Consider the following 22,226-nt stretch of genomic DNA (forward strand, 5'->3'; position numbering starts at 1 on the left):
TCGAGGGCAGGTGCAGCGGCTTGCGCGCGGCAATGTGCGGCACGTGGCTGGCTTCGGGGCAACGATCATTTGCGTCGCCGCTCGCGGTTGAGCCGCGGGCGGGGTGCCAATGGCGATGGATCAGGCGCCGCCGAAAAAGTCGATGTAGCGCGAGCGCAGCCACTGGATGCGGGTCAGCAGCGCTTGTTCTTCGGGCGAGTGTGCGGGCGTGATCAGGCACGCGGGCAGCTCGCGGCGGGCGTGATGGCCGGCGGACAGGTAATCGGCATACTGGCACAGCACATCGTCCACTTCGGCGCTGCGCTGGCCCGCATGTAGGCAGCTGAGAGCGACCGCCTGAGTGGCCGCGAACAGCGCCTCGGTGCGCGTGGCGTGGGATAGTGTGCCTTCAAACGCTGCTGCCTCCGCCTGCTTGCCCGCTGTGCGCAGGTCCTGCAGGACCGTTCGGCGGTCGCAGGTGCGGAGGATGCGCGCCAGCGTATGCCGCAATTGGTCGGATGCGCGTTCCGGCCACACGTATCGGAACATCACGCCCATCACCACCGTACCAAGCAGAATTCCGACCAGGCGGTCGCGGACAATCGTGACATCCTCGCTCGGCCCGTAACCGTGCAGGATGCACAGGAAGAACGCAAACGCCATCTGCCAGCCGAAATAGGCAATCCGTTCGCCGCCGGTGGAAATCCAGGCGCTCGCCAGCGCGACCGGCGCAATCAGCAACAGCAGACTGCCCAGAGATTCGAGATGCGGCACGATGAACACCGTCGCCAACAAGGCCAGCGCACCGCCAGTCAGCGCGCCCAGTATCCGCTGCGTGGCCTTGTGGACGGTGGCTCCGTTGGTTGTCAGTGCGATCACGGCGCAGGTGACGACGCAGGTGTGGATGCCCGGCCAGTTGAATCCCGTGTAGAGCACATAGCAGAGCATCGCCGCGAAAGTGACCTTCAGCGCGAACTGCATGTAGGCAGGATTGCTGAACGCATCGGCGGCGAAGGGCTTTGGCTTGGACGCTGGCGCGGCATCAGCGGCGCCATCGCCTCGCTGGGCAGCGTCCCAGTGCTGCCAGACTTCGGCCATATCGGACTCCATCTCGCCCAGCAGCGAGTCCCGGGTCGCCCCGCCGCCGCTGTAGCGCTCCGCCGGCGTCAGCGCCGGGCCAGGGCTAAGGCCAGTGGCGCGGGCAGAGGCCAGGCCCGGAACGGGGCCTTGGGCAGCGTCGGGGCCTTGAGCAGGGGCGGGGCCTTGGTCAGGGGAGGGGGCGGAAGTGGGGGCGGGTGCGGGGGCGGGCGGAACTGGCGGTGCAGGCCGCTCGGCGGGATTGGCGACGCTACGCGCCATCGAAAGGCAGGCTTCGCGCAGGCGCTGCATGCGTGCCTCCTGCCCGGCCGAGGGAGGGCTGGACGGCAGCGCGGCCAGCATGCAGGCCGCTTCAATCAGCTCGCTCAGCGACGCCAGCGCTGCCCTGTAAGCCGGTACCCGGCGCGCGAAATCGGGATCGCTGCCGGCAAGCTTCATCAGCATGAAGGGCCGCATCGGATCGAGCGCGCGCATGGCGCCGGACGGCAAGGCCGGGCCGCTGCCCGACAATGTGAGATGGGTGGCCACGAAATTCAGGCGGAACAAGGCTTCTTCGCGCAGCAAGGCGACCGGCCGCGCAGGCAAAACCAGTACATTCACCAGAATGACGACCACAATCGAAAACGTCAGCGCAACCCAAAGCCACAGCGTGTCGCGTACCAGCGGTTCGCCGGCAGGATAAAGATCCACTGTCGATTGCGTGATGAGAAAAACAAATCCCAGCCCGAAACCAAGCGCCCCGAGAACGAAGATCCGCGACACATACATGCCTGCCGTGAACAGGATGGTCATCAGCGCCAGGCGCAAGGCCGGCTCATTGACCGTCACGCGGAATACCAGCAGGGACAGCACAATGGCGAGGCTGAACGCCACAATGAGCGCGATGCCCGTCTTGGCCGTCGTCGCCATGTCTTCGCGCGAAACGAAGAACACCATGTAAGCCGCCAGCGCCTGGCTGGGAACCTGCAGCGACATGGAAATACTGACGATGATCAGGCAGGCCAGCACCATGCGCATGGTGGCCTCCATGCGGCCCGGGTAGGGGCGCATCGACTCGCGCAGGAAGGAAAGCAAGGCGCCCGGCGCAGAGCCTTGCGGCTGGTCGCAGGCGTCAGCCGCGCTATTCATTTCGCCTGCCGCTGGCTGCTGTCGGAACTGACCACGGCCACGGCGGACGCGCCAATGCGGAATAAATCCTCAGCCGGCTCGGTCACGCGGATGCGCACCGGGAAGCGCTGCGCCACGTGCACCCAGTTGATCGAGCGGGGTACGCGCGGCAGGCCGCCGGCGCTGCCGCCTTCATCTGGCACTACGCCCCAGCCGACAGATTCGACCACGCCCTTGAATTTGCGGTCCGGGGCGCTCATCAGGTAGAGATTGGCCTGCGAGCCAATATGCATCTGCCCCAGCTCCGTTTCGCGGAAATTCGCGATCACATACCAGTTGCGCGTATCGATCAGCGTGAACAGTGCACGGCCCGCGGCGGCAAATTCGCCGACGGCGATTTTCAGGTCCACGATGCGGCCGTCGAACGGCGCGCGCACCACGGTCTGGTCGGCCAGGAACTCAGCGTGAGCCAAAGCGGCCGCCAGTTCAGCCTTCTGCGCCACCAGCGCCTCGACGCTGCTGACGGAACTCTGTGCGCGCTGCTGGTCAAAACGCGCAGCCTTCAACTCCAGACTGGCCGAATTGGCGGCCGTGCGGGCCAGATCGACCTGCTCCTTGCTGACAAATTCATCCTCCAGCAGCGGTTCCAGGCGCGCCAGCGAAGAACGTTTTTGTGCCGCGTTGTCGGCCGCGCGCGCCACGCTGGCCGCGCTGGCGGATGCGGCATGGGTTTGCGCGTCGACCTGGCGCTGTGTCAGGGCAATCTGGTGTTCCAGCGTGATGGCCTGCGCTTTCAGCTTCTGGACGTCGAGATCGTAGGGCGTGGGATCAATCCTGAACAGCACATCGCCTTTGTGGACAACCGCATTGTCGGTGGCTTTGAGTTCGACGATGCGGCCGGCGACTTGCGAAGCCACGCCGATGGTGTAAGCCTGGGCGTAGGCATCGTCGGTACGGGGCGAATGATTGATGGCGACCAGCGTGTAGCCGATGGCGATCAGTGCCAGCACGGCCACGATGGGAACGATAAGGCGGCGCCGCTTGGCGGCAGGCGGCTGGGAAGCAGGTACGGTATTCATGATGGTCTATCCACGGAACAGAATGATCCACGACAGCGCTGCAAAGAGCAGGGCAAGCATGGGGTAGAGCAGCGGCGGCGCCGGCGATTCGATGACGCCCGTCGCCCCGGCCAGGGCGCGCGCCACCAGCGTGGCGATGATACCCAGCAGGGCGCAGATCATCCAGTCGGGGAAGAAGGCGCCGAAGATGGCGACGCTTGGCGCGAGGCTGCAGCCGCTGCACAGCAGTGGAACGAGCACCAGGGCGGTCTTGAGGTGCATGATGAAGAAATCCTTGTACGAGTGGCCATCATGGCATCGTTGCCCGGAGGTGATCTTCAGCTTTTTTGCTCAGCGTTTTGATGTCTTGCGTATTTTTCCGTGAGATGGGGCCTGGGGCGGGAGATGGCCGATACACTGAAAACGTCTCTGTATCTTTTTCTGCCGCGCGATGTTCCTCCGTACTTCACTCCCGATCCTGGCCGGCGGTCTGCTGGCGCTGTCCTTTACCATGTCCGCCGCTGCCGAGGCTTTGTTTTGCGGTGGCAGCCATGCACCCGATGGCGAGAGCATCTCGCCCGATCGTCCGCAAACACTGCCCGATCTGATCGCGATCGGCATGAAGAATAATGCGGACACCCGAACTTCCTGGCTACAGGCGGAGGATGCTTCGCTCAACCTCGGCATCACGCGCAGCAAATTCGGCCCGATGCTGGCGGCGGAAGCGGTGGCCCTGCACGAGCATTCAGCCTTCCCGCTGCCGAAGAACCTCGATCCCAAAGGTTATTTCAAGTCGAATGCCGAAGGCTTCATCCCGTCGGTGGCGCTGAAATGGCTGGTGTATGACTCTGGCGGCAAGGAGGCGGCGATCGAACAGGCCAGCCAGGCCCTGGCCGGAGCCAGATTCAGCTTCAACGCCACGCACCGCAAGGTCACTATCCAGATCATGCGCCAGTTCTACCACCTGAGTGCCGTGCTGGCCCGGCGCGAAGCGGCCGAAGCTACGCTGCAGAATGCACTGATGGTCGAACAGGTTGCCCAGGCGCGCCGCCAGCGCGGCCTCGGTACGGCGCCGGAAGCGTTGCAGGCGCATGCCGCGGTGGCCGAAGCGCGCCTGCAGGTGGAAGATGCGATCACGGCGGTCGAGGATGGGCGCATGGCGCTGCTGGAAGCAATGGGCCTGCGCCCCGACACGGCGCTGTGCATCCAGGTGCCGGCCGGCGCACCCGAACCGGAAGGCGAGCAGAAAATCGACAAGCTGGTAGAGCAGGCAATTTCCAACCGGCCGGAGGTCCAGGCGGCGATGGCGCAGGTGCGCGCCGGCGAAGCCGCGGTGAACCTGGCGAAGTCCGATTACGGCCCCAAGGTGTTGCTGCACGCTCATGTGGGCGAAAACATCGGCCGCACCAGCTCCAATGGCGGCCCCTGGTCGTCGGTCAATCAGCCGATCTATGGCATTGGCGTCATCTTCCAGCTGCCGCTGTACGACGGCTCCATGCGCAAGAATAATGTGGCGCTGGCACACTCGAAGCAGGAAATCGCGCAGGCCAGGCTGGATAGTGTGAAAAACCAGGTGGTGCACGAAGTCGTCAAGGCGCGGCTGGATCTGACCCTGGCGCGGCGCCGCGTCGAATCGACCCAGGATTTGCTGGCGGCGGCGCAGGAATCCTTCAATTCAACGCTCAAGTCCTACAAACAGGGCTTGTCCACCATGCAGGAGCTGAGCGCCGCCACCGCATCGCTGGCGCGCGCGCAAACCTCGGCCAGCCAGGCCAACACCGATCAGCGCACTGCACGCGCCGTGCTGGCCTTCGCCGCCGGCGATATGCTGGACGTGCTGCCCTGATCTCAGCTGCGTGCGCGGTAGGCGGCCGGCGGCATGCCCGCCAATAGCGCGAAGCGCGTGGTGAAATAGCTCTGGCTCTTGTAGCCGACTTCGAAGGCGATGTCGGAAATCGGCTTGTCCGATTCCAGCAGCATGCGCTTGGCAGCGTCGATGCGGCAACGCATGATGCGCTGATGCGGCGATTCGCCGGTGGCCTGCTTGAACAGGCGCGCGAAGTGGAATGGGCTGATGCCGACGTGGCCTGCGATGTCCTGGAAGCCGATGTCGTCATGGAAGTGCTGCTCGATGTATTCCAGTGCGCGGCGCAGTTTATAGCGCGGCAGGCCGCAGGAGGGCGTGTCCGGCGTGGTGGAGTAGTTAAGCAGCAGGTGCTGTCCCAGCACGACCGCTGCCGCTTCGAGATAGGCGCGATCTGGCGGCCCGTGGCGCTGCAGGCGCAGTTCCAGCGTGCGCGCGAAGTACAGCAGGAATGGGTCGACGGTGGCGTAATGGCCAGCCAGCATGAATTCGTTCATCCGGTGCTGTTCCGCCAATGTGCACAGGAAGTCCGCCGCGATCATCACTGTCGTCAGCGCGGCCTGGGCTGTGCCGTGGAAGCTGTGGCATATGCCGGCCGGGATCACGGCAACGTGGCGCTCGCCCAGCGCCACACGTTGCAGCTTGCCCGCCTCGTCGCGGTGGCTTAGTACAAAGCTGGATTCGGTGGTGGGCACGGCAATCGTGTGCGAGGCGAGAGCGTCTTCGCGTTCGCATGAGGGTTCACCGCGGCCTGTGCGTATCCTGATCGTTTCGCTTCGTGCTTCCGTCGGCGAGGGCGCGCCGCATGGCAGGTTTCGATCGTCGGGCATGATGAACTCCTCGCTTGAATGAGTTGCAACAATATCCAGAGAATGGCTGAGCGACAAATGAAGTCTGTTCAGCGCCGGCAGTGAATCCTGTTCACGATGGCGGCATGGCCGCAATGGTTTCCGAAATCAGCCATTTCAGGGCCGGGTCCTGTTCGCTGCGCTCGTGCCAGATCGCTTCCACATTCACTGTCAGTGGATCATAGGGCAGCGACAGCGCCACCACATCTCCCCTTTGGCTGGCGGCATGCACCAGGCTTTGTGGCAGGGTCGCCACCATGTCGGAATGGATGACGGTGGGGATCACGGTCGCAAAGTGCGGCACGGAGACGGCAGCCCGTCCCGCCGTGGTTTCGCCATCCTCGCGCAGCTCCATCAGGAAGCGTTCGATCCATACCCGGCGTGACACGCCGCGATCGTCGAGATAGCCGTGATTCGCCGCGTCGTTGCTGCCCGTGAGTTCGACCACGATGTGCGGGTAGCTCAGCAGCCGCTCGCGCGTCAGCGGGCCTTCGGTCAGCGGATGGCCTTTGCGCACGATCACCGTTTCCCGGTCGCGCCACAGCGTGTGGCGGCGCATGCGTTCGGGCAGCTCGGAAAACCAGCTGAAGGCGAGGTCGATACGGCCATCGTCCAGCTGGCGCACGGTGTCCGGCCGGTTGAATGGGAACACGCGCAAATCCACTTTGGGTGCGCTGCGCGCCAGGCGCGCGGCCAGGTGAGGAATCACGGTCAGGCTGCCGTAATCGGAAGCGGCCAGGCGGAATACGCGCGAAGTGGCAGTCGGATCGAAATGCTTGCGCACCAGCGCGCCGTCGATGCGCTCAAGGCCCGCGCGGATATGCGGCGCCAGTTCCATGGCGCGTGCGGTCGGCGTCATCACACCGTCGGCAGCGACGAACAGGCGATCGGACAGCACGGTGCGCAGCCGCGTCAGCGCATGGCTGACTGCCGATGGTGTGAGATGCAGTTCGCGGCTGGCTCCGATGATGGAACGGTGGACCATCACGGCCTCGAAAACGCGAAACAGATTAAGGTCAACTTTGCGGATACTCACAGCCTCTCCCCGACTGTCTTGCATCGGGCTCTCTCGTGTTCTGGAAAGCTGGCGATGATTAACCAAGCCGCACTTGAAGTCCAGACAACAGCGCTGAAGAATTTGCACGCCGCCGATGAATACTCTGCAATGGTACACGTCATACGGGCGTCACAATTCATTGCCATAATGCAACCCGTCTCCTCATTCATGGCTCACTCCACAATCATGGCAATGAATGATTCAGCCACCCTTAAGCGGGTGGCTTTTTTTTTGGAGTAACATGTGAGGCTCATCAACAGCATCGAATTGATGATATGAAAGACAACTCCCCGTTTTTCGGTATTCCTGAAGAAAATATGGAAGCGGCAAAGCAGCGCAGCAAGGCGAGCAAGCAAAAGCTGCATGCTGACGTACCCACGCGAAAGCAAATCGCGACCCTGCCTGCGGCAGAATTGAAGGCGGCACTGATTAACTGGATGGAGCACAGCGCGACCGAGATCATTCCCAGCCGCGCCCAGATTGCGCTCGTGAAGGAAGTGCTGAGCGAGCGTGCCGATGCGGCCCAGTTAGGGCCGATCATCAACATGTGTACGTATTACATAGAAGGGGCCTGACAGGCCTTAAGCGGCGGCCGGCAGGCGTTCGGTCAGCCGGGTCATGACGTCGATCACGTGATCGATCTGCTTGCGGGTGTGGCCCGCATTCATCATGAAGCGCAGGCGCGCCTGGCCGATTGGCGCGGCCGGGAACTGCACCGAATCCACGTGAATGCCTTCTTCGCGCAGCGCGCGCGCATACGCCAGGCATTCTTCCGCATCGCCAATCACCACCGGCACGATGGCCGTTTCCGTTGACGAGATCTTGAGGCCCAGCGGCTGCAGGCGCGAGACGAAGTAGCGCTGGTTGTCCCACAGGCGCTGGCGGCGTTCCGGTTCCTGTTCCAGCAGGTCCAGCGCGGCCAGCAGGGCCGCTGCCTGGTCCGGCGGCGGTGGGCAGGTGAAGCCGTAGGCGGAGCTGGTCAGGCGGATCACGTCAGCCACTTCCTTCTCCACCGCCACGAAGCCGCCGATGGAGCCAAGCGCCTTGCTCAGTGTGCCCATCTGGATGATGGTTGGGCTGTAGCAGCCGAAGTGCTCGGAGCTGCCGCCGCCGTTCGCACCCAGCACGCCGGTGGCATGCGCGTCATCGACATACAGCATGGCGCCATAACGTTCGGCCAGCGATACCAGGTCGGGCAGGGGAGCGATGGTGCCTTCCATGCTGAACACGCCGTCGGTCACGATGATCGGCGTGACACCTTCCGCGGCCTTCAGCTGCGATTCCAGGTGATCCATATCGCAGTGCTTGAAGGTATGGCGCTCGGCGCCGGACATCTGTATGCCTTCGCGGATGCTGATGTGATTGAACTCGTCCGAGAAGTAAGCATATTTATAACGCTTGCCGGCGCGGAAGCCGTGCAGGCGTGCCAGCATGCCCGCTTTGACCAGCGAGGACAGCACGCCGATATTGGTCATATAACCCGTCACAAACAGCACGGAGTCGGTCTTGTGCTTGAGCGCTGCGAGGCGCGCTTCCAGCTCACGGTACACGTCCAGATCGCCGCCCAGCAGGCGCGATTCGCAGTTGCCGACGCCGTAGCGGTCCAGGCCATCTTTGGCGGCGGCGACGAGGCGCGGGTGGCTGGCCAGGGCCAGGTAGTTGTTGGTACTGAAGGATACGTATTCGCGGCCCGCCGACACGAAGGTCGGATCGGGCAGGCTTGCGTGTGCGTTGCTGTCGTGATGCACGGCGTTGGTCTGCAACCAGCGCCCGATATCGCTTAACTCTTGCATGAAACGGAATCTCGCTTAGGCTAAAGTTCGCCACATTACTGCAAGGTTCATTAATGTCTCATTAAGGAGCGGCGGATCGATGATCCGCCGTCATGCGGACGCGCGGCGCGTCACACGAGCTGGCGCGCGGTCATGCGGGAGAGGATGGCGAGCGGTGAGGCGTCGACGTCGTACTGCGCATCCGGCGGCAGCTGCACCGTGTACTCCATCAGGAACTGGCCCGAGATCACGGAATGCGCCAGCTGGTCCGAGAAGCAGATCCACGCAGTACCGGGTGCGAAGTTGATGACTTCCTGGCGGCAGGTGCGCTGGTATTCCATGTCCTGCTTCATGCCATCGTGAAGCTGCAGCATCAGGTGATCGTACTCGGTGCGGAAGGTCTTGGTCACACCCAGCTTGTTCAGCCAGTCCGCCTGCCAGCGCACATAGGGCTTGGCGCGCGGCACAAAGCGCCTGGCGATGTCCTGGAACGGTTCGCCCACGCGCCACACGCGCGGCACGTTATTGGGATTCACGTTCAGGAACAGGCGCAGCAAACGCTCGCCGCGGTTCGGACGCGAAGGAAAGGCGTCCACGTGCAGGCGGCGGTCGTCCGCGCGCCAGGATTGGACGCGGCTTTCCACCGTCGCCGGGCGGAAGCTGGTCGCGCCGCGCTTCAGGTGGTCGCCATATTTCGGCAGCAGCTGATTCAGCACCGCCTCCGCCTCATTGCGAAAGCGCAGAATCATGGCAGCCAGGATCTTCTGTTCGTCTTCGTTGCCCGCCGCGCCTTTGAGGCGGTCATCCGCGCCCAGGCTGATGTTGCGCGACTTCGGCGACAGGATATCGGGACGGAACAGCTTCAGTTCTTCAGCGCTCGGCGTGAAGGTGAGGTCATTCAGCAGCAGGACTTTGCCTGCTTCCAGTTCAGCGGCGTATTCGAGTTGTTTGCTTGCGAGATTGCTGCGGTCGATTGGGACAGCCAGACTTTCCATAGGTGCCTCAGGTATTTCTCTGTTGTGTAGCCCGCAAGTATAACCGGTCAGGCGGGAACACCGACGATCACGCTGGACGCTTTGAAGATGGCGGTCGCCGTGCCGCCTGGCGCCAATCCCATCGAGGAACAGCTCTCGTTGGTGATGATGGCGGCGATGGCTCCGCCGCCATTCAGACCGATGATGACTTCCGAGTTGACGGCGCCGGTGGTAATGCGCGTGATCTCGCCTTTGAGCCGGTTGCGGGCCGAGAAGCGGGCATCGCTGTCCTCGCTGACCAGAATAATGGACGATGCTTTGACCAGCGCAAAAGCCTCGGCGCCCACTTTCAGACCCAGCGACTCCGTGCTGTCATGCGTGACGATGGCGACGATGCGTTCGCCGCCGGGAATTTCGAGTTCCACTTCGTCGTTCACCGCGCCTTGCTTGACGCGGGCGACCTTTCCTGCAAACTGATTACGTGCGCTGGTTTTCATGCTCAATCTCCCTATCAGCAGACAGTCATCGGCCAGCGCTGGGGCTTGCTGGCTTAGCTGGTCGATAAAGCGGCGGTGCTCGCGTTCGATCAGCCGGAAGTTTTCCACCAGTTGCAGGCCGCGCGCGGTAAGACGCGTGCCGCCACCGCCTTTACCGCCCGCCGCGCGTGCCACCAGCGGCTCACCGGCCAGGGTGTTCATGGTGTCGATCGCGTCCCACGCGGCCTTGTAGCTCATGCCGATGGCTTTGGCCGCCTGGGTGATCGAGCCGCATTCGGCAATGCTGGCCAGCAGGGCGATGCGGCCATGGCCGCCGAAGTTCTCGTCGCCGACCATCATCCAGACGGAGCCGCGCAGGGCGAAAGGCGTGTCATTGCTCATTTCAGTCAACAATCTTGCGAATTTCAAGGGATCGCAGCCACTTCACGTGGCGCGGGCCGGTGTGCAGGTCGGAACCGGAGATCAGCGCAATGCGGCCTTCCTCGTTGCCGAGTGGCGCGCCATCCTTTTCGAACAGCACCAGCACATTGTCGCCCAGCGGAGAATTGAAGAGTTCACTCCAGCTGAAGACGACTTTGTAGCCATCACTGGCGGTAGCGATGATCACCATCTTCTTAACGTCGTGGCGGTCGGGCGCTTGCACCACGGCTTTGTTGAGCACATCGCGCAGCCTCACGCCGCGGTATTTGTCGAACTGTATGACGGGAAAGTCCTTCGTCAGCGCCTCGACGCCTAGGTTTAGCTTATGTTCGACCGCGCCTTCGACCGCGACCGACGTCGTCACGGGGCCGGCGGGCCGGTCGTGCGCAGATGCGCCGGCGATGGCAAGAGCGAGCAGCAGGGGCAGGAATTTTGACATGGCGATCCTCATACCAGGCTGACGGCCTTCACCTGCAGCCAGACGTGCAGTCCGGGCGCAATGTTCAGGGCGTCAAATGAACGGGAAGTGATACGGGCGACGACTTTGGTGGCGCCGCACTGGCACTCGACCAGCACATGCGCGGCCTGCGCCGCCGCGGTAAAGGACAGCACCGTGGCGGGCAGCACGTTCAGAATGCTGGAGTCTTCGTGCCGCGACAAGGCAATACTCACGTCGCGTGCGTGGATGCGGACGCGCGTGGCGGCGCCGGTACGCAGCGCGCCCACGGGCGCCCACAGCGTGCCCGCTTGTGTGGACAGCGCCGCCAATGCGTGCGGTTCGTCGATGTCCGCGACCAGGCCGTCCAGCACCGCGCTGGCCTCCTCGATGAAGGCGGGCGGCAGATCAAGCCGCGCCAGCGTATCGGAAATGGGACCGCTGGCTACGGCGCGGCCGTCTTCCAGCAGCACGATGTGGTCGGCCAGCCGCACCACTTCATCGATGGCGTGGGTGACATAGATGATGGGGATATCGAGTTCGCGGTGCAGGCGTTCGAGGAAGGGCAGAATCTCCTTCTTGCGTTTCTGGTCCAGCGCCGACAAGGGCTCGTCCATCAGCAGCACGGACGGTGAGGTCAGCAGCGCACGTGCAATCGCCACCCGTTGGCGCTCGCCGCCGGACAGCTTGGCCACGCTGCGGTCCATCAAATGCCCGATGCCCAGCAGTTCGATGGCCTGTTCGAAGGCGATGCGCTGCTGCGCCGGCGGTGTACGCGAACGGCCGTAGTCGAGATTGCGCTGCACATTCAGGTGGCCGAACAGGCTGGCTTCCTGGAACACGATGCCGACATGGCGTTCATGCGTCGGCACAAAGCGGCTGTCGTCCTGCAAACACTCATCGTTGATGCACAGACGCCCGCGCGCAGCAGGTTCGAAGCCAGCGATACAGCGCAGCAGGGAAGTCTTGCCCGAACCGGAAGGCCCGAACAGTACCGTCACGCCATGGCTGGGCAATTCCAGATTCACATCCAGCACGAAGCTGCCGTGATCGAGCTTGAAGCGTGCCTGGATGCTCATGCTGCGCGGCTCCTGCGGTTCAGCAGATGCAGCGCAAGCAGCACCACGAAGGTGAAGCCCAGCATGCCGGCTGCGAGCCAGTGCGCTTGCGGATATTCCAGCGCTTCCACGTGGTCGAAAATCTGGATCGAGATCAGGCGCGTCTTGCCGGGGATATTCCCGCCGATCATGAGCACCACGCCGAATTCACCGACCGAATGGGCGAAGGTCATCACCGCAGCCGTGAGAATGCCGGGACGCGCCATCGGCAGCACCACGGTGAAGAAAGCATCCAGCGGCGAAGCGCGCAGACTGGCCGCCACTTCCAATGGGCGCGTACCGATTTCGCGGAAGGCTTGCTGCAAAGGCTGCACGGTGAAAGGCAGGGAATAGAGGATGGAGGCTATCAGTAGACCGGGAAAGCTGAAGGCCAGCAGTCCCCAGCCCAGCGATTGCGTCAGATGGCCGATGGGACCCTGGTCGCCCAATAACACCAGCAGATAAAAGCCCAGCACCGTCGGCGGCAGCACAAGCGGCAGCGTGGTGACGGCGCTGGCAATGGTGGCGCCGATCGATCGGGATCGGGCCAGCCACCAGGCTAGCGGTGTCGCGAGGATCAGCAGGATGACGGTCGTTGCTGTCGCCAGCTCCAGCGTCAAACGGATTGCAGACCAGTCTTCCGTGCCGATCATGACATTACAGCGAGTAGCCGGACGCGGTGATCACTGCTTTCGCCGCATCGGATTTCATAAACTTCAACAGCGCTTCTGCGGCAGGCTTGCCCTTGCCCTTATTCAGCAGGATGACGTCCTGGCGAATCGGCGAGTACAGGTTGGCCGGCACTACCCACGCCGAACCGGTCTTGATGCTGCCGCCGTCCAGCACCTGCGACATGGCGACGAAGCCCAGGTCTGCATTGCCGGTGGCGATGAACTGGTGGGTCTGGGCGATGTTTTCGCCAACGACATATTTCGGTGTCAGGGCGTCGGTCAGGCCCATTGCCTTGATGGTTTCAGTGGCGGCCAGTCCGTAAGGCGCCAGCTTGGGATTGGCGATGGCGATGTGGGCGAAGTCGCCTTTCTTCAGCACTTCGCCCTTGTCGTCCACGCGGCCAGGCTTGGCGCTCCACAGCACCAGCTTGCCTACGGCGTAGGTGAAGCGCGAACCGCTCACGCCTGCGCCTTCGGTTTCCAGTTTGGCTGGGGTCTCATCGTCGGCCGCAAACAGCACTTCGAAGGGGGCGCCATTCTTGATCTGGGCGTAGAACTTGCCCGTCGAGCCGGAGGTTTGCAGCACCTTATGGCCCGTGCTTTGCTCGAAAGCGGCGGCGATTTTCTGCATCGGACCGGCGAAATTGGCGGCTACCGCCACCTGGACTTCATCGGCGTGAGCAACAGTAAAGGCGGTGCCAAGAATGGTTGTCAGGACCAGTTTTCTCATCGTTTTCCCTTGGTTTCAAAGCGCAATATACAAGATGATATAACGATCCGTGCCTGTTTGCACGATTATCTCTTTGCAAACTTTTCTACGAGGAAGTCGATAAACGCCCTTGCACGGGCGGTTTGCTGGCGGCGCTGGGGGTAATACACGAACAAGTCGGCGGAGGGCAGTTTGCTATCGGGCAGCACCACGCGCAGACGGCCGCTTTCCAGGTATTTGGCCAGGTCCCATTCGGAGCGGATCAGGATGCCATGGCCATCCAGGGCCCAGCCGAGGACGATGTCGCCGTCGTTGCTGGATAGCGCGCCAGACACTTTCACCGTCTCGCCGCTCTCGAAACGCCAGATGCCGTAAGCGTCCTCGTTCTGGCGGTGGATGATGCAGCGGTGCTGGGCCAGGTCGGCCAGCTTTTTCGGCGTGCCGTGGTGTTCCAGATAGGCCGGGGAGGCGCACAGGAAGCGGCGGTTCGACATCACGCGCCGCGCGCTCAGGCGATTGTCGGGCAGGGCGCCGAAGCGGATGGCCAGGTCGAAGCCGCTTTCCACCAGGTCGACTGGGCGGTCGGTCACTTCCAGCTGCACTTCCACATGCTGATAGCGCCTGGCGAATTCGGACACCAGCGGCGCAATCGTCGTGCGGCCAAAACCCAGCGTCGCATTCACCCGCAGCAGGCCGCGATGCTCGGCGCCGCCGCGCGAGACGGCGTCTTCCATCTCGCGCAGATCGGCCAATATGCGCGTTGCATAAGACAGATAAGTTTCGCCCTCGTTGGTCAGGCTGATGCTGCGCGTGGTGCGGTTTACCAGGCGCACGCCGAGACGGGCTTCCATCTGCGCCAGGCGCTTGGTGGCGGCGGGCGGCGTCAGGTCCAGCTCGCGTGCGGCGGCGGCGAGGTTGCCATGGCGCGCCAGCAGTACGAAGAACTCAAGGTCATTCTTCATTGGAAGTTAATAATGAAATGAATTGCATTCAATTTTAGTGCATGGCGCGGGGATTATGCTACGGCTATCGATATACGGCGGATCAATGATCCGCCCTACGCTACCAAGGAGACCCGCCATGCGCATCGTTGAAATCCGTGAACAAACCCTTCAAATCAGCTCGCCTATCCGCAATGCTTACATCGACTTCAGCAAAATGACGCTGAGCCTGGTTGCCGTGATCACCGACGTGATCCGCGACGGCAAGCCAGTGGTCGGCTACGGCTTCAACTCCAACGGCCGTTACGGCCAGGGCAAGCTGATGCGCGAGCGCTTCATCCCGCGCATCATGGAAGCGGAGCCGGAATCGCTGCTGGACGACAGCGGCAGGAATCTGGACCCGCACAAGATCTGGGACGCGATGTTCAAGAACGAGAAGCCGGGCGGCCACGGCGAGCGCTCGGTTGCCATCGGCACCATCGATATGGCCGTGTGGGATGCGGTCGCCAAGATCGAAGGCAAGCCGCTGTTCCAGTTGCTGGCCGAGCGTTATGGCAATGGCCAGCCTGACCGTAAAGTCTTTGTTTATGCGGCGGGCGGTTATTACTATCCCGGCCAGGACCACGGCAAACTGAAAGACGAAATGCGTAGCTACATCGATCGTGGCTACACGGTGGTGAAGAAGAAGATCGGTGGCGCGTCGCTGGACGAAGACCTGCGCCGCATCGATTCGATCCTGAGCGTGCTGCAGGATGGCCAGAAGCTGGCGGTCGATGCCAATGGCCGCTTTGACCTGGACACCGCAATTCAGTATGCGAAAGCGCTGTCGCAATACGATCTGTTCTGGTACGAAGAGGCAGGCGATCCGCTCGACTTCGAGTTACAGGCGACGCTGCGCAACTACTACGCGAACCCCATGGCGACGGGCGAAAACCTGTTCTCGATGCAGGATGCGCGCAACCTGATTCGCTACGGCGGCATGCGCGCGGACCGCGACTGGCTGCAGTTTGACTGCGCACTCAGTTATGGTCTGGTTGAATATCTGCGCACGCTGGATATGCTCGAACAGCACGGCTGGTCGGCCTCGCGCTGCATCCCGCACGGCGGCCACCAGATGTCCCTGAACATCGCAGCGGGCCTGGGGCTGGGCGGCAATGAAAGCTACCCGGACCTGTTCCAGCCATTCGGTGGCTTCCCTGATGGCGTGAAAGTGGAGCAGGGCTATGTGACGATGCCGGACCTGCCCGGTATTGGCTTTGAAGGCAAGTCCGATCTGATTTCGGTGATGCGCCAGTTGTCCGCTTGAGGCAAAGTTGCCACAGCGTTTAAATAGTGCGCGGTGGAAAAAACGGAAATGGCTATAATCCCTGAGACCACATAAGCCAGTCTCAGGGTCCATGCCCAATAATAAAACTCGCAGCACCTTACTGCTTGCCGCCTTGCTGGCCCGTGCCCTGACGGCGGGCGCCAGCACGGTCGAGAGCACCCAGCTTGCCGACATGTCGCTGGAAGAGCTCAACGACATCGTCGTCACTTCGGTATCGCGCCAGGAAGAACGCCTCAGTAACGCCGCCGCTTCAGTCTTCATCATCAGCAATGAAGACATCCGCCGCAGCGGTGTGCGCTCGCTGCCTGAAGCCTTGCGCCTCGCGCCGAATCTGCAAGTGGCGCAAGTCGATGCGCGCAATTACGCGATCACCGCGCGCGGCTTCGGCAGTGCGCTCGAAAACAAACTGCTGGTGCTGATCGATGGCCGCAGCATCTATTCGCCATTGTTCTCCGGTGTGTTCTGGGACGCGCAGGATGTGGTGATGGAGGACGTCGAGCGCATCGAAGTGATCAGCGGTCCCGGTGCAACTATCTGGGGTGTGAATGCGGTCAATGGCGTGATCAACATCATCACGCGCTCGGTGACGGACACGCAAGGCACGCTGGCCTCCCTTGCCGCCGGATCGAATAACCGCGATGGTTCCGCGCGCTATGGCGGGGCCTTGCCGAATGGCGGCCACTTCCGCCTCTATGCGCGCTATGCCGATGCGGACGATATCGGCGAGGGCAAAACGATGAGCGATTTCACGGGCTGGCACCGCCGCCAGGCCGGCTTCCGTGCGGATTGGGAGCGCATGGGACTGACCGTGTCCGGCGATGTCTATCAGGGCAAGCTGCATCAGCTGGGTACGCGCGACATCGACATCTCCGGCGGCAACCTGAATACCCGCTATGTGCATAAGCTGTCTGCCGACTCCGATCTGAGCGTGCAGGTGGTACTGGACCACACGGAACGCGACCAGCCCAACGCCTACATCGACCGCCTCGATACCTATGAGCTGCAAGCCCAGCACAGCGTGCGCCTGGCGCGTAACAGCATCGTGTGGGGCGGCGGCTACCGCGAGTCGCGCGACACGAATATCGCCGGTCCGGGCTTCGGCTTCCTGCCCGGCGATCTGACCATGCATTGGGGGAATCTGTTTGTTCAGGACGAATACGCGCTGACGCCGCAACTGCGCCTGACAGCCGGCGCCAAGGTGGAACACAATAATTACACCGGCGCCGAATGGCTGCCGAGCGCACGCCTTGCATGGATGCCGGACAGTGGCCGCCTGTTATGGGCCAGCCTCGCGCGCACCGTGCGTGCTCCATCGCGCATCGACCGCGATTTCTACGCACCGCCGGTGCCGGTGAAGATTGGCGGCGTGCCGCGCTATCTCTACGGTGGCGGTCCGGACTTCGATTCGGAAGTGGCCAAGGTGGCGGAGCTGGGCTATCGCGCCCAGCCATCACCGCGGTGGTCGTATTCAGCCACACTCTGGTATGCCGACTACGACCGCTTGCGCACGCTGGAACCGAATCCGCTGCCGTTGCCGAACACCGGCCTGAATGTATTCCGCAATCTCTCCGCAGGCTACACGCGCGGCCTGGAAGTCTGGGGCAGTTTCCAGGCCACGCCGCACTGGCGCCTGCACGCCGGCCTTGTGGTGCAAAATGTGGATATCAAGGGTCTGCCTGGAAGTAAGGATCTGGCTGCCGCGGCGGGCTTGAATGCGAACGATCCCAACAGCCGCTGGATGCTGCGTTCCTCGCACGACCTGCCCGCCAGTATGCAGCTGGACTGGACCTTGCGCCGCGTCGGTAAATTGCCGCATCCTGAAGTACCTTCCTATCACGAACTGGATATGCACCTGTCATGGAAAGCCAGCGCCAATATGGAATTTGCGCTGATTGGACAAAACCTTTTGCATCGTAATCACGCGGAGTTTGGCGCGCTGCCGACGCGCAGCGTAATCGAACGTACGGCGATGCTGCAGATGACGCTGCGGTACTGACATGATGGCCGCCTCTCTCCGCATGATGTCCTGCGACGCCGTGCCCGCGTGGACCGGCCGCGTTGTTGCCGCGCTGCTGCTGGCGCTGGCCCTGGGGTGCGTTGCCAGCGGTCTGCCGCCGCAAAGTGCGCAGGCGCAGGGGCAGAACCTGGAACGCAGCGTGAAGGCAGCTTTCCTGTACAAATTCCTCGGCTATGTCGAGTACCCCGGCGATACGCCGGCTCAGATGACGGTCGGTGTGATCGGTGCGGACGATATCGCTACCGAACTTACGCAAATTACAGCCGGGCGTATGATCAACGGACGCCCGATCGTCGTGAAGACTTTGCGCGACCCGGATGCGCTGGCGGGCCTGCAGCTGGTCTTTGTCGGCGGGGATGCGGCGCAGACGCCGCAGATCCTGCGCAATGCGGCCAAGAACGGTGTGCTGAGCGTGACGGAAACCGAGAATGGTCTGCAGCAGGGTAGTGTGATCAACTTCCGCCTGGTCGATGACCGCGTGCGTTTCGAGATTTCGCTGCCTGCGGCTGAGAAGAATAATGTGCGCCTGAGTTCCCGCCTGCTGTCGGTTGCTTATCAGGTGCAGAAGGGGCAGTAATGTTGCGGTTGCATGCGGCCTCGGTGCGGGCCAAGCTGATCATGATGGCGCTGGCCACGACACTTGTCGCCCTGGTCACGACCTCGGTCTGCATGCTGCTGTATGACCTGAGCAGCTTCCAGCAGGGCTGGGTGGACGACTTGACCACACAGGCCGAGATTATCGCCACCATGTCCGCGCCGGCGGTGAGTTTCAACGATCCGGCCACGGCGCGGCAAAACCTGGCGCTGCTGCGCGTGCGGCCGCAGATCCTGGCGGGCGCTGTGTACACGGATACCGGCCAGCTGTTCGCCTCCTACAGCCAGTCGCCGGTCGATGCGCCTGAATTCCCGGCCAGGCCGGGCAAAGTCGGCTACGCCGTCCAGGGCGGCAGCATGATCGTCTACCATCCCATTGTCGATCACGGCGAACGCATCGGCACGGTGTACCTGAATGCCAGCTATCGTCTGCTGGACCGGGTCGAAAGCTACGCCATGATTCTGGCGGCGGTGCTGGTGCCCAGCATGCTGGTGGCGGCGCTGGTGGCGTCCGGCCTGCAGAAAGCCATCACGCGGCCACTGGCAGCGGTGACCGGCGTGGCGCGCGAAGTGATGCTGCGGCGCGACTTCAGCCTGCGCGTCGGCAGCGATGCGACCGGCGAAATCGGCACGCTGGTGGCGGCCTTCAACGATATGCTGGCCGAGGTGGAGCGCCGCGCGCACGCGCTGCAGGACGCCAACCGCACACTGGAACATGAGATGCATGTGCGGCAGGGCGCGGAGCGCGCACTGCTGCTGGCGGACCGCCGCAAGGACGAGTTCCTGGCCACGCTGGCGCACGAGCTGCGCAACCCGCTGGCGCCGATCCGCACGGGTCTGGACATCATGCGCGTCAACGGCAAGGATGCCAACGCCGTCGAGCGCGCGCGCGCCATCATGGAACGCCAGCTCAAGCAGATGGTGCGCCTGGTGGATGACCTGCTGGACGTCTCGCGCATCACTACCGGCAAGCTGACGATTCGCCACGATCAGGTGAGGCTGAGCGATGTCGTGAACGATGCGCTGGAAGTGGCGCGTCCTTTCATCGATGCACAGGGCCACAAGCTGGAGGTGTCGCTGCCGGACAAGCCCGTGCACTTGCTGGGTGATGGCACGCGCCTGGCGCAGGTGCTGTCCAATTTGCTGAACAACGCGGCCAAGTACACCTCGCGCGGCGGCGCCATCAGTCTTCGTGCCATCGTCGTCAATGAGCAGGTGCTGATCCGCGTGAAGGACAACGGTATCGGCATTCCGGCCAATATGCTGGGCGAAATTTTCGAACTCTTCATCCAGGCCGACACCTCGCTGGAACGCAGTACGGCGGGGCTGGGCGTAGGCCTGTCGCTGGCGCGCAAACTGGTGGAACTGCACGGAGGCACCATCCGCGCCTCGAGCGAAGGGCTGGGCACCGGCACCGAAATTCTGGTCATGCTGCCGGTGGTGGCCGAGCCGGCGGCGGTGGTCGCGGCGCCGCAGGGGATGCCGGGGCCGGTGCGCCAGTACCGCATCCTGCTCGCGGACGATAATATTGATTTCGTCAACAGCATCGGCGCGCTGCTGCGCTCCATGGGCCATACGGTGCAGATCAGCCATGACGGCAATCAGGCGCTGGTCGCGGCGGAAGCCTTCGTGCCGGATTTCGCTTTCCTCGACATCGGCCTGCCGCAGATGAACGGATACGACCTGGCGCGCGCCATCCGCCGCATGCCCGCGTTGCGCAAGACGGTGCTGGTGGCGGTGACCGGCTGGGGACAGCAGAAAGATAGGCAGCAGGCCTTCGACGCAGGCTTCGAAGGCCATCTCGTGAAACCCGTGAGCTTTGAGCAGATCAGTGCCATACTGGCGGGTAGCCGAGAAGGATTTGCCCATGCTGTTTGACCTCACCGACCTGCGCCTCTTCATCCACATCGCCGAACAGAAAAGCCTGACCCGCGCTGCGGAGCGCATGCACATCTCGCTGGCGGCGGCCAGCAACCGCATCAAGGAACTGGAAACGCGCTTCGGCACGCGCCTGCTGTACCGCGAGAACAAGGGCGTGCAGTTGTCGCCCGCCGGCGAAACGTTGCTGGCGCATGCGCAGGCCTTCATGCAGCAGGTGGAACGGCTGAAGAGCGATATGCAGCAGTACAACAATGGCATCAAGGGCCATATCCGCATCTTCGCCAACACCACGGCGGTGACGGAGTTCATGCCGGAGGTGCTGGGGCAGTTTTTGAGCCGCCATCCGCAGGTGAATGTAGCGCTGGAAGAGCGTCTGAATCAGGACATCATCCGCGGCATCCAGGAGGGCACGGCCGATATCGGCATCGCTGCCGGGCCGGTGTCCGGCGCCGGGCTGGAGATCATCAATTTCTCCACCGACCGGCTGGTGCTCGCGGCGGCGCCGGATCATCCTCTCGCGCAGGTGAAGGAAATCAGCTTTGCCGAGACACTGGATTATCAGCATATCGGCCTGCACGAAGGCAGTACGCTGCAGCACTTCCTGTCGCGCATTGCGGCGGAGACGGGGCAGCGGCTGCAGTTGCGCATCCAGGTGCGCGGCTTTGAAGCCATGTGCCGTATGGTGGAGAACAATGTCGGCGTCGCGATCCTGCCGCATTCCTCCGCCGTGCGCCTGAGCCGCACGATGCGGCTGGCGCTGGTGGAGTTGAAGGAACCGTGGGCGGTGCGCGAACGCAGCGTGGTGGTGCAGAAGCTCGACGCGCTGCCAGCCTATGCGCGCGAGCTGGTGGACTTCATTTGCGCGGCGGGCCGCGTTATTTCGTAGCTTCCGCGGCGGCGGCTTCTCGGTTGAAGGACGCGATCAGGTCCTTGCCCACACGATCCTCTACAGTCTTCTGCACCGGCAGCAGCGCCTTGCGCCACTCCGCTTTTTCCTGCGGCGTCAGCTTGTAGACCTCCGTCTTGCCCGACTTGCGGATGCCTTCCAGCGCTTCATCGTTCTCCTTCTGCGCGATCTCGTTCGCGTAGCGGGTCGCTTCCTTCATCGCGCCTTCCAGCTGCGCGCGGACATCGGCCGGCAGGCTATCCCAGAACTTCTTGTTGGCGATCACCGCATAGCCGATATAGCCGTGATCCGACACTGTCAGATGCTTCTGCACCTCGTGCATTTTCTGAGTGTAGATATTGGACGGCGTATTCTCGCCGCCATCCACCACGCCGGTCTGCATCGATTGATAGACCTCGGAGAAAGCGAGTACCTGCGGATTGGCGCCCAGCGCGCGCATTTGCGCGTCCAGCACCTTGGACGACTGGATGCGCAGCTTCTGTCCCTTGAAATCGGCCGGCGTGCGGATCGGCTTATTCGACGTCATTTCCTTGAAGCCGTTGTCCCAGTAAGCCAGGCCCACGATGCCCTTGGGCTCCAGCTTCTTCAGCAGTGATTTGCCGACCGGGCCTTCGTTCACACGCTGCAGGGCGGCTTTACTTGGCAGAATATAGGGTATGTCGTAAACCTCGAATTCCTTCACGCCCAGCGGACCGAATTTTGACAGCGACGGCGCCAGCATCTGCACTGCACCCATTTGCAGCGCTTCCAGTTCTTCCTTGTCCTTATACAGCTGGCTGTTCGGATAGACCTCGACCTTCACACGTCCCTTGGTCGCCGCTTCCGCCAGCTCCTTGAATTTCTGGGCGCCTTTGCCTTTGGGCGTGTCGGCCGCGACCACGTGGCTGAATTTGATCACGATCGGATTTTGCGCAAAGGCGCTTGCGGCAAACAGGGTTGTGGCGGCAAACAGGATGGATTGCAGTTTCATTA

At 62.7% G+C, this 22,226-nt stretch carries 22 protein-coding genes; 8 read left to right on the plus strand and 14 right to left on the minus strand.

The window, feature by feature from the left end; translation table 11 throughout:
* Window positions 1-120: 120 nt before the first annotated feature.
* From AB4Z19_RS22135 to AB4Z19_RS22145, 3 genes are read right to left on the minus strand one after another with little or no spacing between them, the layout of a single operon-like run.
* Window positions 121-2,205, minus strand: coding sequence for an FUSC family protein (locus AB4Z19_RS22135; protein ID WP_442025308.1), 2,085 nt, complete (start codon window positions 2,203-2,205; stop codon window positions 121-123).
* Entirely contained in the window at window positions 2,202-3,263 is a 1,062-nt protein-coding gene (gene mdtN / locus AB4Z19_RS22140; RefSeq protein WP_442025309.1) for a multidrug transporter subunit MdtN, read from the minus strand. Before mdtN ends, AB4Z19_RS22135 begins: the two co-directional genes overlap by 4 nt.
* 6 nt (window positions 3,264-3,269) lie before the next feature.
* Window positions 3,270-3,524, minus strand: coding sequence for a YtcA family lipoprotein (locus tag AB4Z19_RS22145; RefSeq protein ID WP_442025310.1), 255 nt, complete (start codon window positions 3,522-3,524; stop codon window positions 3,270-3,272).
* Between the two features lie 169 nt (window positions 3,525-3,693).
* On the opposite strand from AB4Z19_RS22145, the gene AB4Z19_RS22150 reads away from it, so the two are divergent.
* A complete protein-coding gene (locus tag AB4Z19_RS22150) occupies window positions 3,694-5,088 on the plus strand; it encodes a TolC family protein (RefSeq protein WP_442025311.1) in 1,395 nt (464 codons plus the stop codon).
* Between the two features lie 2 nt (window positions 5,089-5,090).
* Here the strand turns inward: AB4Z19_RS22150 and AB4Z19_RS22155 are convergent, their stop codons facing one another.
* Both AB4Z19_RS22155 and AB4Z19_RS22160 read right to left on the minus strand, forming a co-directional pair.
* Window positions 5,091-5,936: a helix-turn-helix domain-containing protein gene (locus AB4Z19_RS22155; RefSeq protein WP_442025312.1), complete on the minus strand. Its 846-nt coding sequence runs from the start codon at window positions 5,934-5,936 to the stop codon at window positions 5,091-5,093.
* A gap of 91 nt (window positions 5,937-6,027) precedes the next feature.
* Window positions 6,028-6,990 carry a LysR family transcriptional regulator gene (locus tag AB4Z19_RS22160; RefSeq protein ID WP_442036012.1) on the minus strand — a complete coding sequence of 321 codons (963 nt, stop codon included), beginning with the start codon at window positions 6,988-6,990 and terminating at the stop codon, window positions 6,028-6,030.
* Window positions 6,991-7,044: 54 nt separating this feature from the next.
* Here AB4Z19_RS22160 and AB4Z19_RS22165 point away from each other — a divergent pair, with 54 nt between their 5' ends.
* Together AB4Z19_RS22165 and AB4Z19_RS22170 are read left to right on the plus strand one after the other, a co-directional pair.
* Window positions 7,045-7,251, plus strand: a complete 207-nt coding sequence (locus AB4Z19_RS22165) for a hypothetical protein (RefSeq protein ID WP_442036014.1) — start codon at window positions 7,045-7,047, stop codon at window positions 7,249-7,251.
* Window positions 7,252-7,286: 35 nt separating this feature from the next.
* The gene (locus AB4Z19_RS22170) at window positions 7,287-7,586 is read left to right on the plus strand and encodes a hypothetical protein (protein ID WP_442036016.1); all 300 of its coding nucleotides are present in this window, start codon (window positions 7,287-7,289) and stop codon (window positions 7,584-7,586) included.
* A gap of 6 nt (window positions 7,587-7,592) precedes the next feature.
* On the opposite strand, the gene AB4Z19_RS22175 is transcribed toward AB4Z19_RS22170, so the two are convergent.
* The 8 genes from AB4Z19_RS22175 to AB4Z19_RS22210 all read right to left on the minus strand — a co-directional run bounded on the left by AB4Z19_RS22175 (window position 7,593) and on the right by AB4Z19_RS22210 (window position 14,549).
* Window positions 7,593-8,804 (minus strand): aminotransferase class I/II-fold pyridoxal phosphate-dependent enzyme, encoded by a 1,212-nt coding sequence (locus tag AB4Z19_RS22175; RefSeq protein ID WP_442029278.1) that lies wholly within the window; start codon window positions 8,802-8,804, stop codon window positions 7,593-7,595.
* 110 nt (window positions 8,805-8,914) lie between these two features.
* Complete coding sequence (locus AB4Z19_RS22180; protein ID WP_442029279.1) at window positions 8,915-9,778, minus strand: Kdo hydroxylase family protein; 864 nt, start codon at window positions 9,776-9,778, stop codon at window positions 8,915-8,917.
* A 47-nt stretch (window positions 9,779-9,825) separates the two neighbouring features.
* Window positions 9,826-10,635 (minus strand): TOBE domain-containing protein, encoded by an 810-nt coding sequence (locus AB4Z19_RS22185; RefSeq protein WP_442036018.1) that lies wholly within the window; start codon window positions 10,633-10,635, stop codon window positions 9,826-9,828.
* Between the two features lies 1 nt (window position 10,636).
* Window positions 10,637-11,113 (minus strand): molybdopterin-dependent oxidoreductase, encoded by a 477-nt coding sequence (locus AB4Z19_RS22190; RefSeq protein ID WP_442029645.1) that lies wholly within the window; start codon window positions 11,111-11,113, stop codon window positions 10,637-10,639.
* 8 nt (window positions 11,114-11,121) lie between these two features.
* Window positions 11,122-12,189, minus strand: coding sequence for a molybdenum ABC transporter ATP-binding protein (gene modC / locus AB4Z19_RS22195; RefSeq protein WP_442029649.1), 1,068 nt, complete (start codon window positions 12,187-12,189; stop codon window positions 11,122-11,124).
* Window positions 12,186-12,860, minus strand: a complete 675-nt coding sequence (gene modB, locus AB4Z19_RS22200) for a molybdate ABC transporter permease subunit (protein WP_442036020.1) — start codon at window positions 12,858-12,860, stop codon at window positions 12,186-12,188. The genes modC and modB overlap by 4 nt, the downstream gene beginning before the upstream one ends.
* Window positions 12,861-12,864: 4 nt before the next feature.
* Window positions 12,865-13,608, minus strand: coding sequence for a molybdate ABC transporter substrate-binding protein (modA, locus tag AB4Z19_RS22205; protein WP_442023125.1), 744 nt, complete (start codon window positions 13,606-13,608; stop codon window positions 12,865-12,867).
* A 65-nt stretch (window positions 13,609-13,673) separates the two neighbouring features.
* The gene (locus AB4Z19_RS22210) at window positions 13,674-14,549 is read right to left on the minus strand and encodes a LysR family transcriptional regulator (RefSeq protein WP_442023124.1); all 876 of its coding nucleotides are present in this window, start codon (window positions 14,547-14,549) and stop codon (window positions 13,674-13,676) included.
* Window positions 14,550-14,667: 118 nt separating this feature from the next.
* Between AB4Z19_RS22210 and AB4Z19_RS22215 the strand changes: the two genes are divergently transcribed.
* The 5 genes from AB4Z19_RS22215 (at window position 14,668) to AB4Z19_RS22235 (ending at window position 21,233) form a co-directional block, all read left to right on the plus strand.
* On the plus strand, window positions 14,668-15,834 hold the full coding sequence (locus AB4Z19_RS22215; protein ID WP_442023123.1) for a mandelate racemase/muconate lactonizing enzyme family protein: 1,167 nt from the start codon (window positions 14,668-14,670) through the stop codon (window positions 15,832-15,834).
* Window positions 15,835-15,925: 91 nt separating this feature from the next.
* The gene (locus AB4Z19_RS22220) at window positions 15,926-17,851 is read left to right on the plus strand and encodes a TonB-dependent receptor plug domain-containing protein (RefSeq protein ID WP_442023122.1); all 1,926 of its coding nucleotides are present in this window, start codon (window positions 15,926-15,928) and stop codon (window positions 17,849-17,851) included.
* Between the two features lies 1 nt (window position 17,852).
* A complete protein-coding gene (locus AB4Z19_RS22225) occupies window positions 17,853-18,449 on the plus strand; it encodes a YfiR family protein (protein ID WP_442023121.1) in 597 nt (198 codons plus the stop codon).
* The gene (locus AB4Z19_RS22230; protein ID WP_442023120.1) at window positions 18,449-20,344 is read left to right on the plus strand and encodes a hybrid sensor histidine kinase/response regulator; all 1,896 of its coding nucleotides are present in this window, start codon (window positions 18,449-18,451) and stop codon (window positions 20,342-20,344) included. The genes AB4Z19_RS22225 and AB4Z19_RS22230 overlap by 1 nt, the downstream gene beginning before the upstream one ends.
* Window positions 20,334-21,233, plus strand: coding sequence for a LysR family transcriptional regulator (locus tag AB4Z19_RS22235; RefSeq protein WP_442023119.1), 900 nt, complete (start codon window positions 20,334-20,336; stop codon window positions 21,231-21,233). The genes AB4Z19_RS22230 and AB4Z19_RS22235 overlap by 11 nt, the downstream gene beginning before the upstream one ends.
* On the opposite strand, the gene AB4Z19_RS22240 is transcribed toward AB4Z19_RS22235, so the two are convergent.
* Window positions 21,223-22,224, minus strand: a complete 1,002-nt coding sequence (locus AB4Z19_RS22240) for a TRAP transporter substrate-binding protein (protein WP_442023118.1) — start codon at window positions 22,222-22,224, stop codon at window positions 21,223-21,225. The two genes, AB4Z19_RS22235 and AB4Z19_RS22240, sit on opposite strands and share 11 nt — an antisense overlap.
* Window positions 22,225-22,226: the final 2 nt, after the last annotated feature.

The organism is Pseudoduganella sp. RAF19 (genome assembly GCF_052114165.1).
Classification (GTDB): domain Bacteria; phylum Pseudomonadota; class Gammaproteobacteria; order Burkholderiales; family Burkholderiaceae_D; genus Rugamonas.

Bases quoted from the DNA above. Each gene is read 5' to 3' on its own strand.
- modA (WP_442023125.1), bottom strand. From the start codon at position 13,608: ATGAGAAAACTGGTCCTGACAACCATTCTTGGCACCGCCTTTACTGTT.
- modB (WP_442036020.1), bottom strand. From the start codon at position 12,860: ATGATCGGCACGGAAGACTGGTCTGCAATCCGTTTGACGCTGGAGCTG.
- AB4Z19_RS22175 (WP_442029278.1), bottom strand. From the start codon at position 8,804: ATGCAAGAGTTAAGCGATATCGGGCGCTGGTTGCAGACCAACGCCGTG.
- AB4Z19_RS22150 (WP_442025311.1), top strand. From the start codon at position 3,694: ATGTTCCTCCGTACTTCACTCCCGATCCTGGCCGGCGGTCTGCTGGCG.
- AB4Z19_RS22180 (WP_442029279.1), bottom strand. From the start codon at position 9,778: ATGGAAAGTCTGGCTGTCCCAATCGACCGCAGCAATCTCGCAAGCAAA.
- mdtN (WP_442025309.1), bottom strand. From the start codon at position 3,263: ATGAATACCGTACCTGCTTCCCAGCCGCCTGCCGCCAAGCGGCGCCGC.
- AB4Z19_RS22135 (WP_442025308.1), bottom strand. From the start codon at position 2,205: ATGAATAGCGCGGCTGACGCCTGCGACCAGCCGCAAGGCTCTGCGCCG.
- AB4Z19_RS22165 (WP_442036014.1), top strand. From the start codon at position 7,045: ATGATTAACCAAGCCGCACTTGAAGTCCAGACAACAGCGCTGAAGAAT.
- AB4Z19_RS22225 (WP_442023121.1), top strand. From the start codon at position 17,853: ATGATGGCCGCCTCTCTCCGCATGATGTCCTGCGACGCCGTGCCCGCG.
- AB4Z19_RS22230 (WP_442023120.1), top strand. From the start codon at position 18,449: ATGTTGCGGTTGCATGCGGCCTCGGTGCGGGCCAAGCTGATCATGATG.
- AB4Z19_RS22215 (WP_442023123.1), top strand. From the start codon at position 14,668: ATGCGCATCGTTGAAATCCGTGAACAAACCCTTCAAATCAGCTCGCCT.
- AB4Z19_RS22185 (WP_442036018.1), bottom strand. From the start codon at position 10,635: ATGAGCAATGACACGCCTTTCGCCCTGCGCGGCTCCGTCTGGATGATG.
- AB4Z19_RS22190 (WP_442029645.1), bottom strand. From the start codon at position 11,113: ATGTCAAAATTCCTGCCCCTGCTGCTCGCTCTTGCCATCGCCGGCGCA.
- AB4Z19_RS22145 (WP_442025310.1), bottom strand. From the start codon at position 3,524: ATGCACCTCAAGACCGCCCTGGTGCTCGTTCCACTGCTGTGCAGCGGC.
- AB4Z19_RS22155 (WP_442025312.1), bottom strand. From the start codon at position 5,936: ATGCCCGACGATCGAAACCTGCCATGCGGCGCGCCCTCGCCGACGGAA.
- AB4Z19_RS22220 (WP_442023122.1), top strand. From the start codon at position 15,926: ATGCCCAATAATAAAACTCGCAGCACCTTACTGCTTGCCGCCTTGCTG.
- AB4Z19_RS22210 (WP_442023124.1), bottom strand. From the start codon at position 14,549: ATGAAGAATGACCTTGAGTTCTTCGTACTGCTGGCGCGCCATGGCAAC.
- AB4Z19_RS22240 (WP_442023118.1), bottom strand. From the start codon at position 22,224: ATGAAACTGCAATCCATCCTGTTTGCCGCCACAACCCTGTTTGCCGCA.
- AB4Z19_RS22235 (WP_442023119.1), top strand. From the start codon at position 20,334: ATGCTGTTTGACCTCACCGACCTGCGCCTCTTCATCCACATCGCCGAA.
- modC (WP_442029649.1), bottom strand. From the start codon at position 12,189: ATGAGCATCCAGGCACGCTTCAAGCTCGATCACGGCAGCTTCGTGCTG.
- AB4Z19_RS22170 (WP_442036016.1), top strand. From the start codon at position 7,287: ATGAAAGACAACTCCCCGTTTTTCGGTATTCCTGAAGAAAATATGGAA.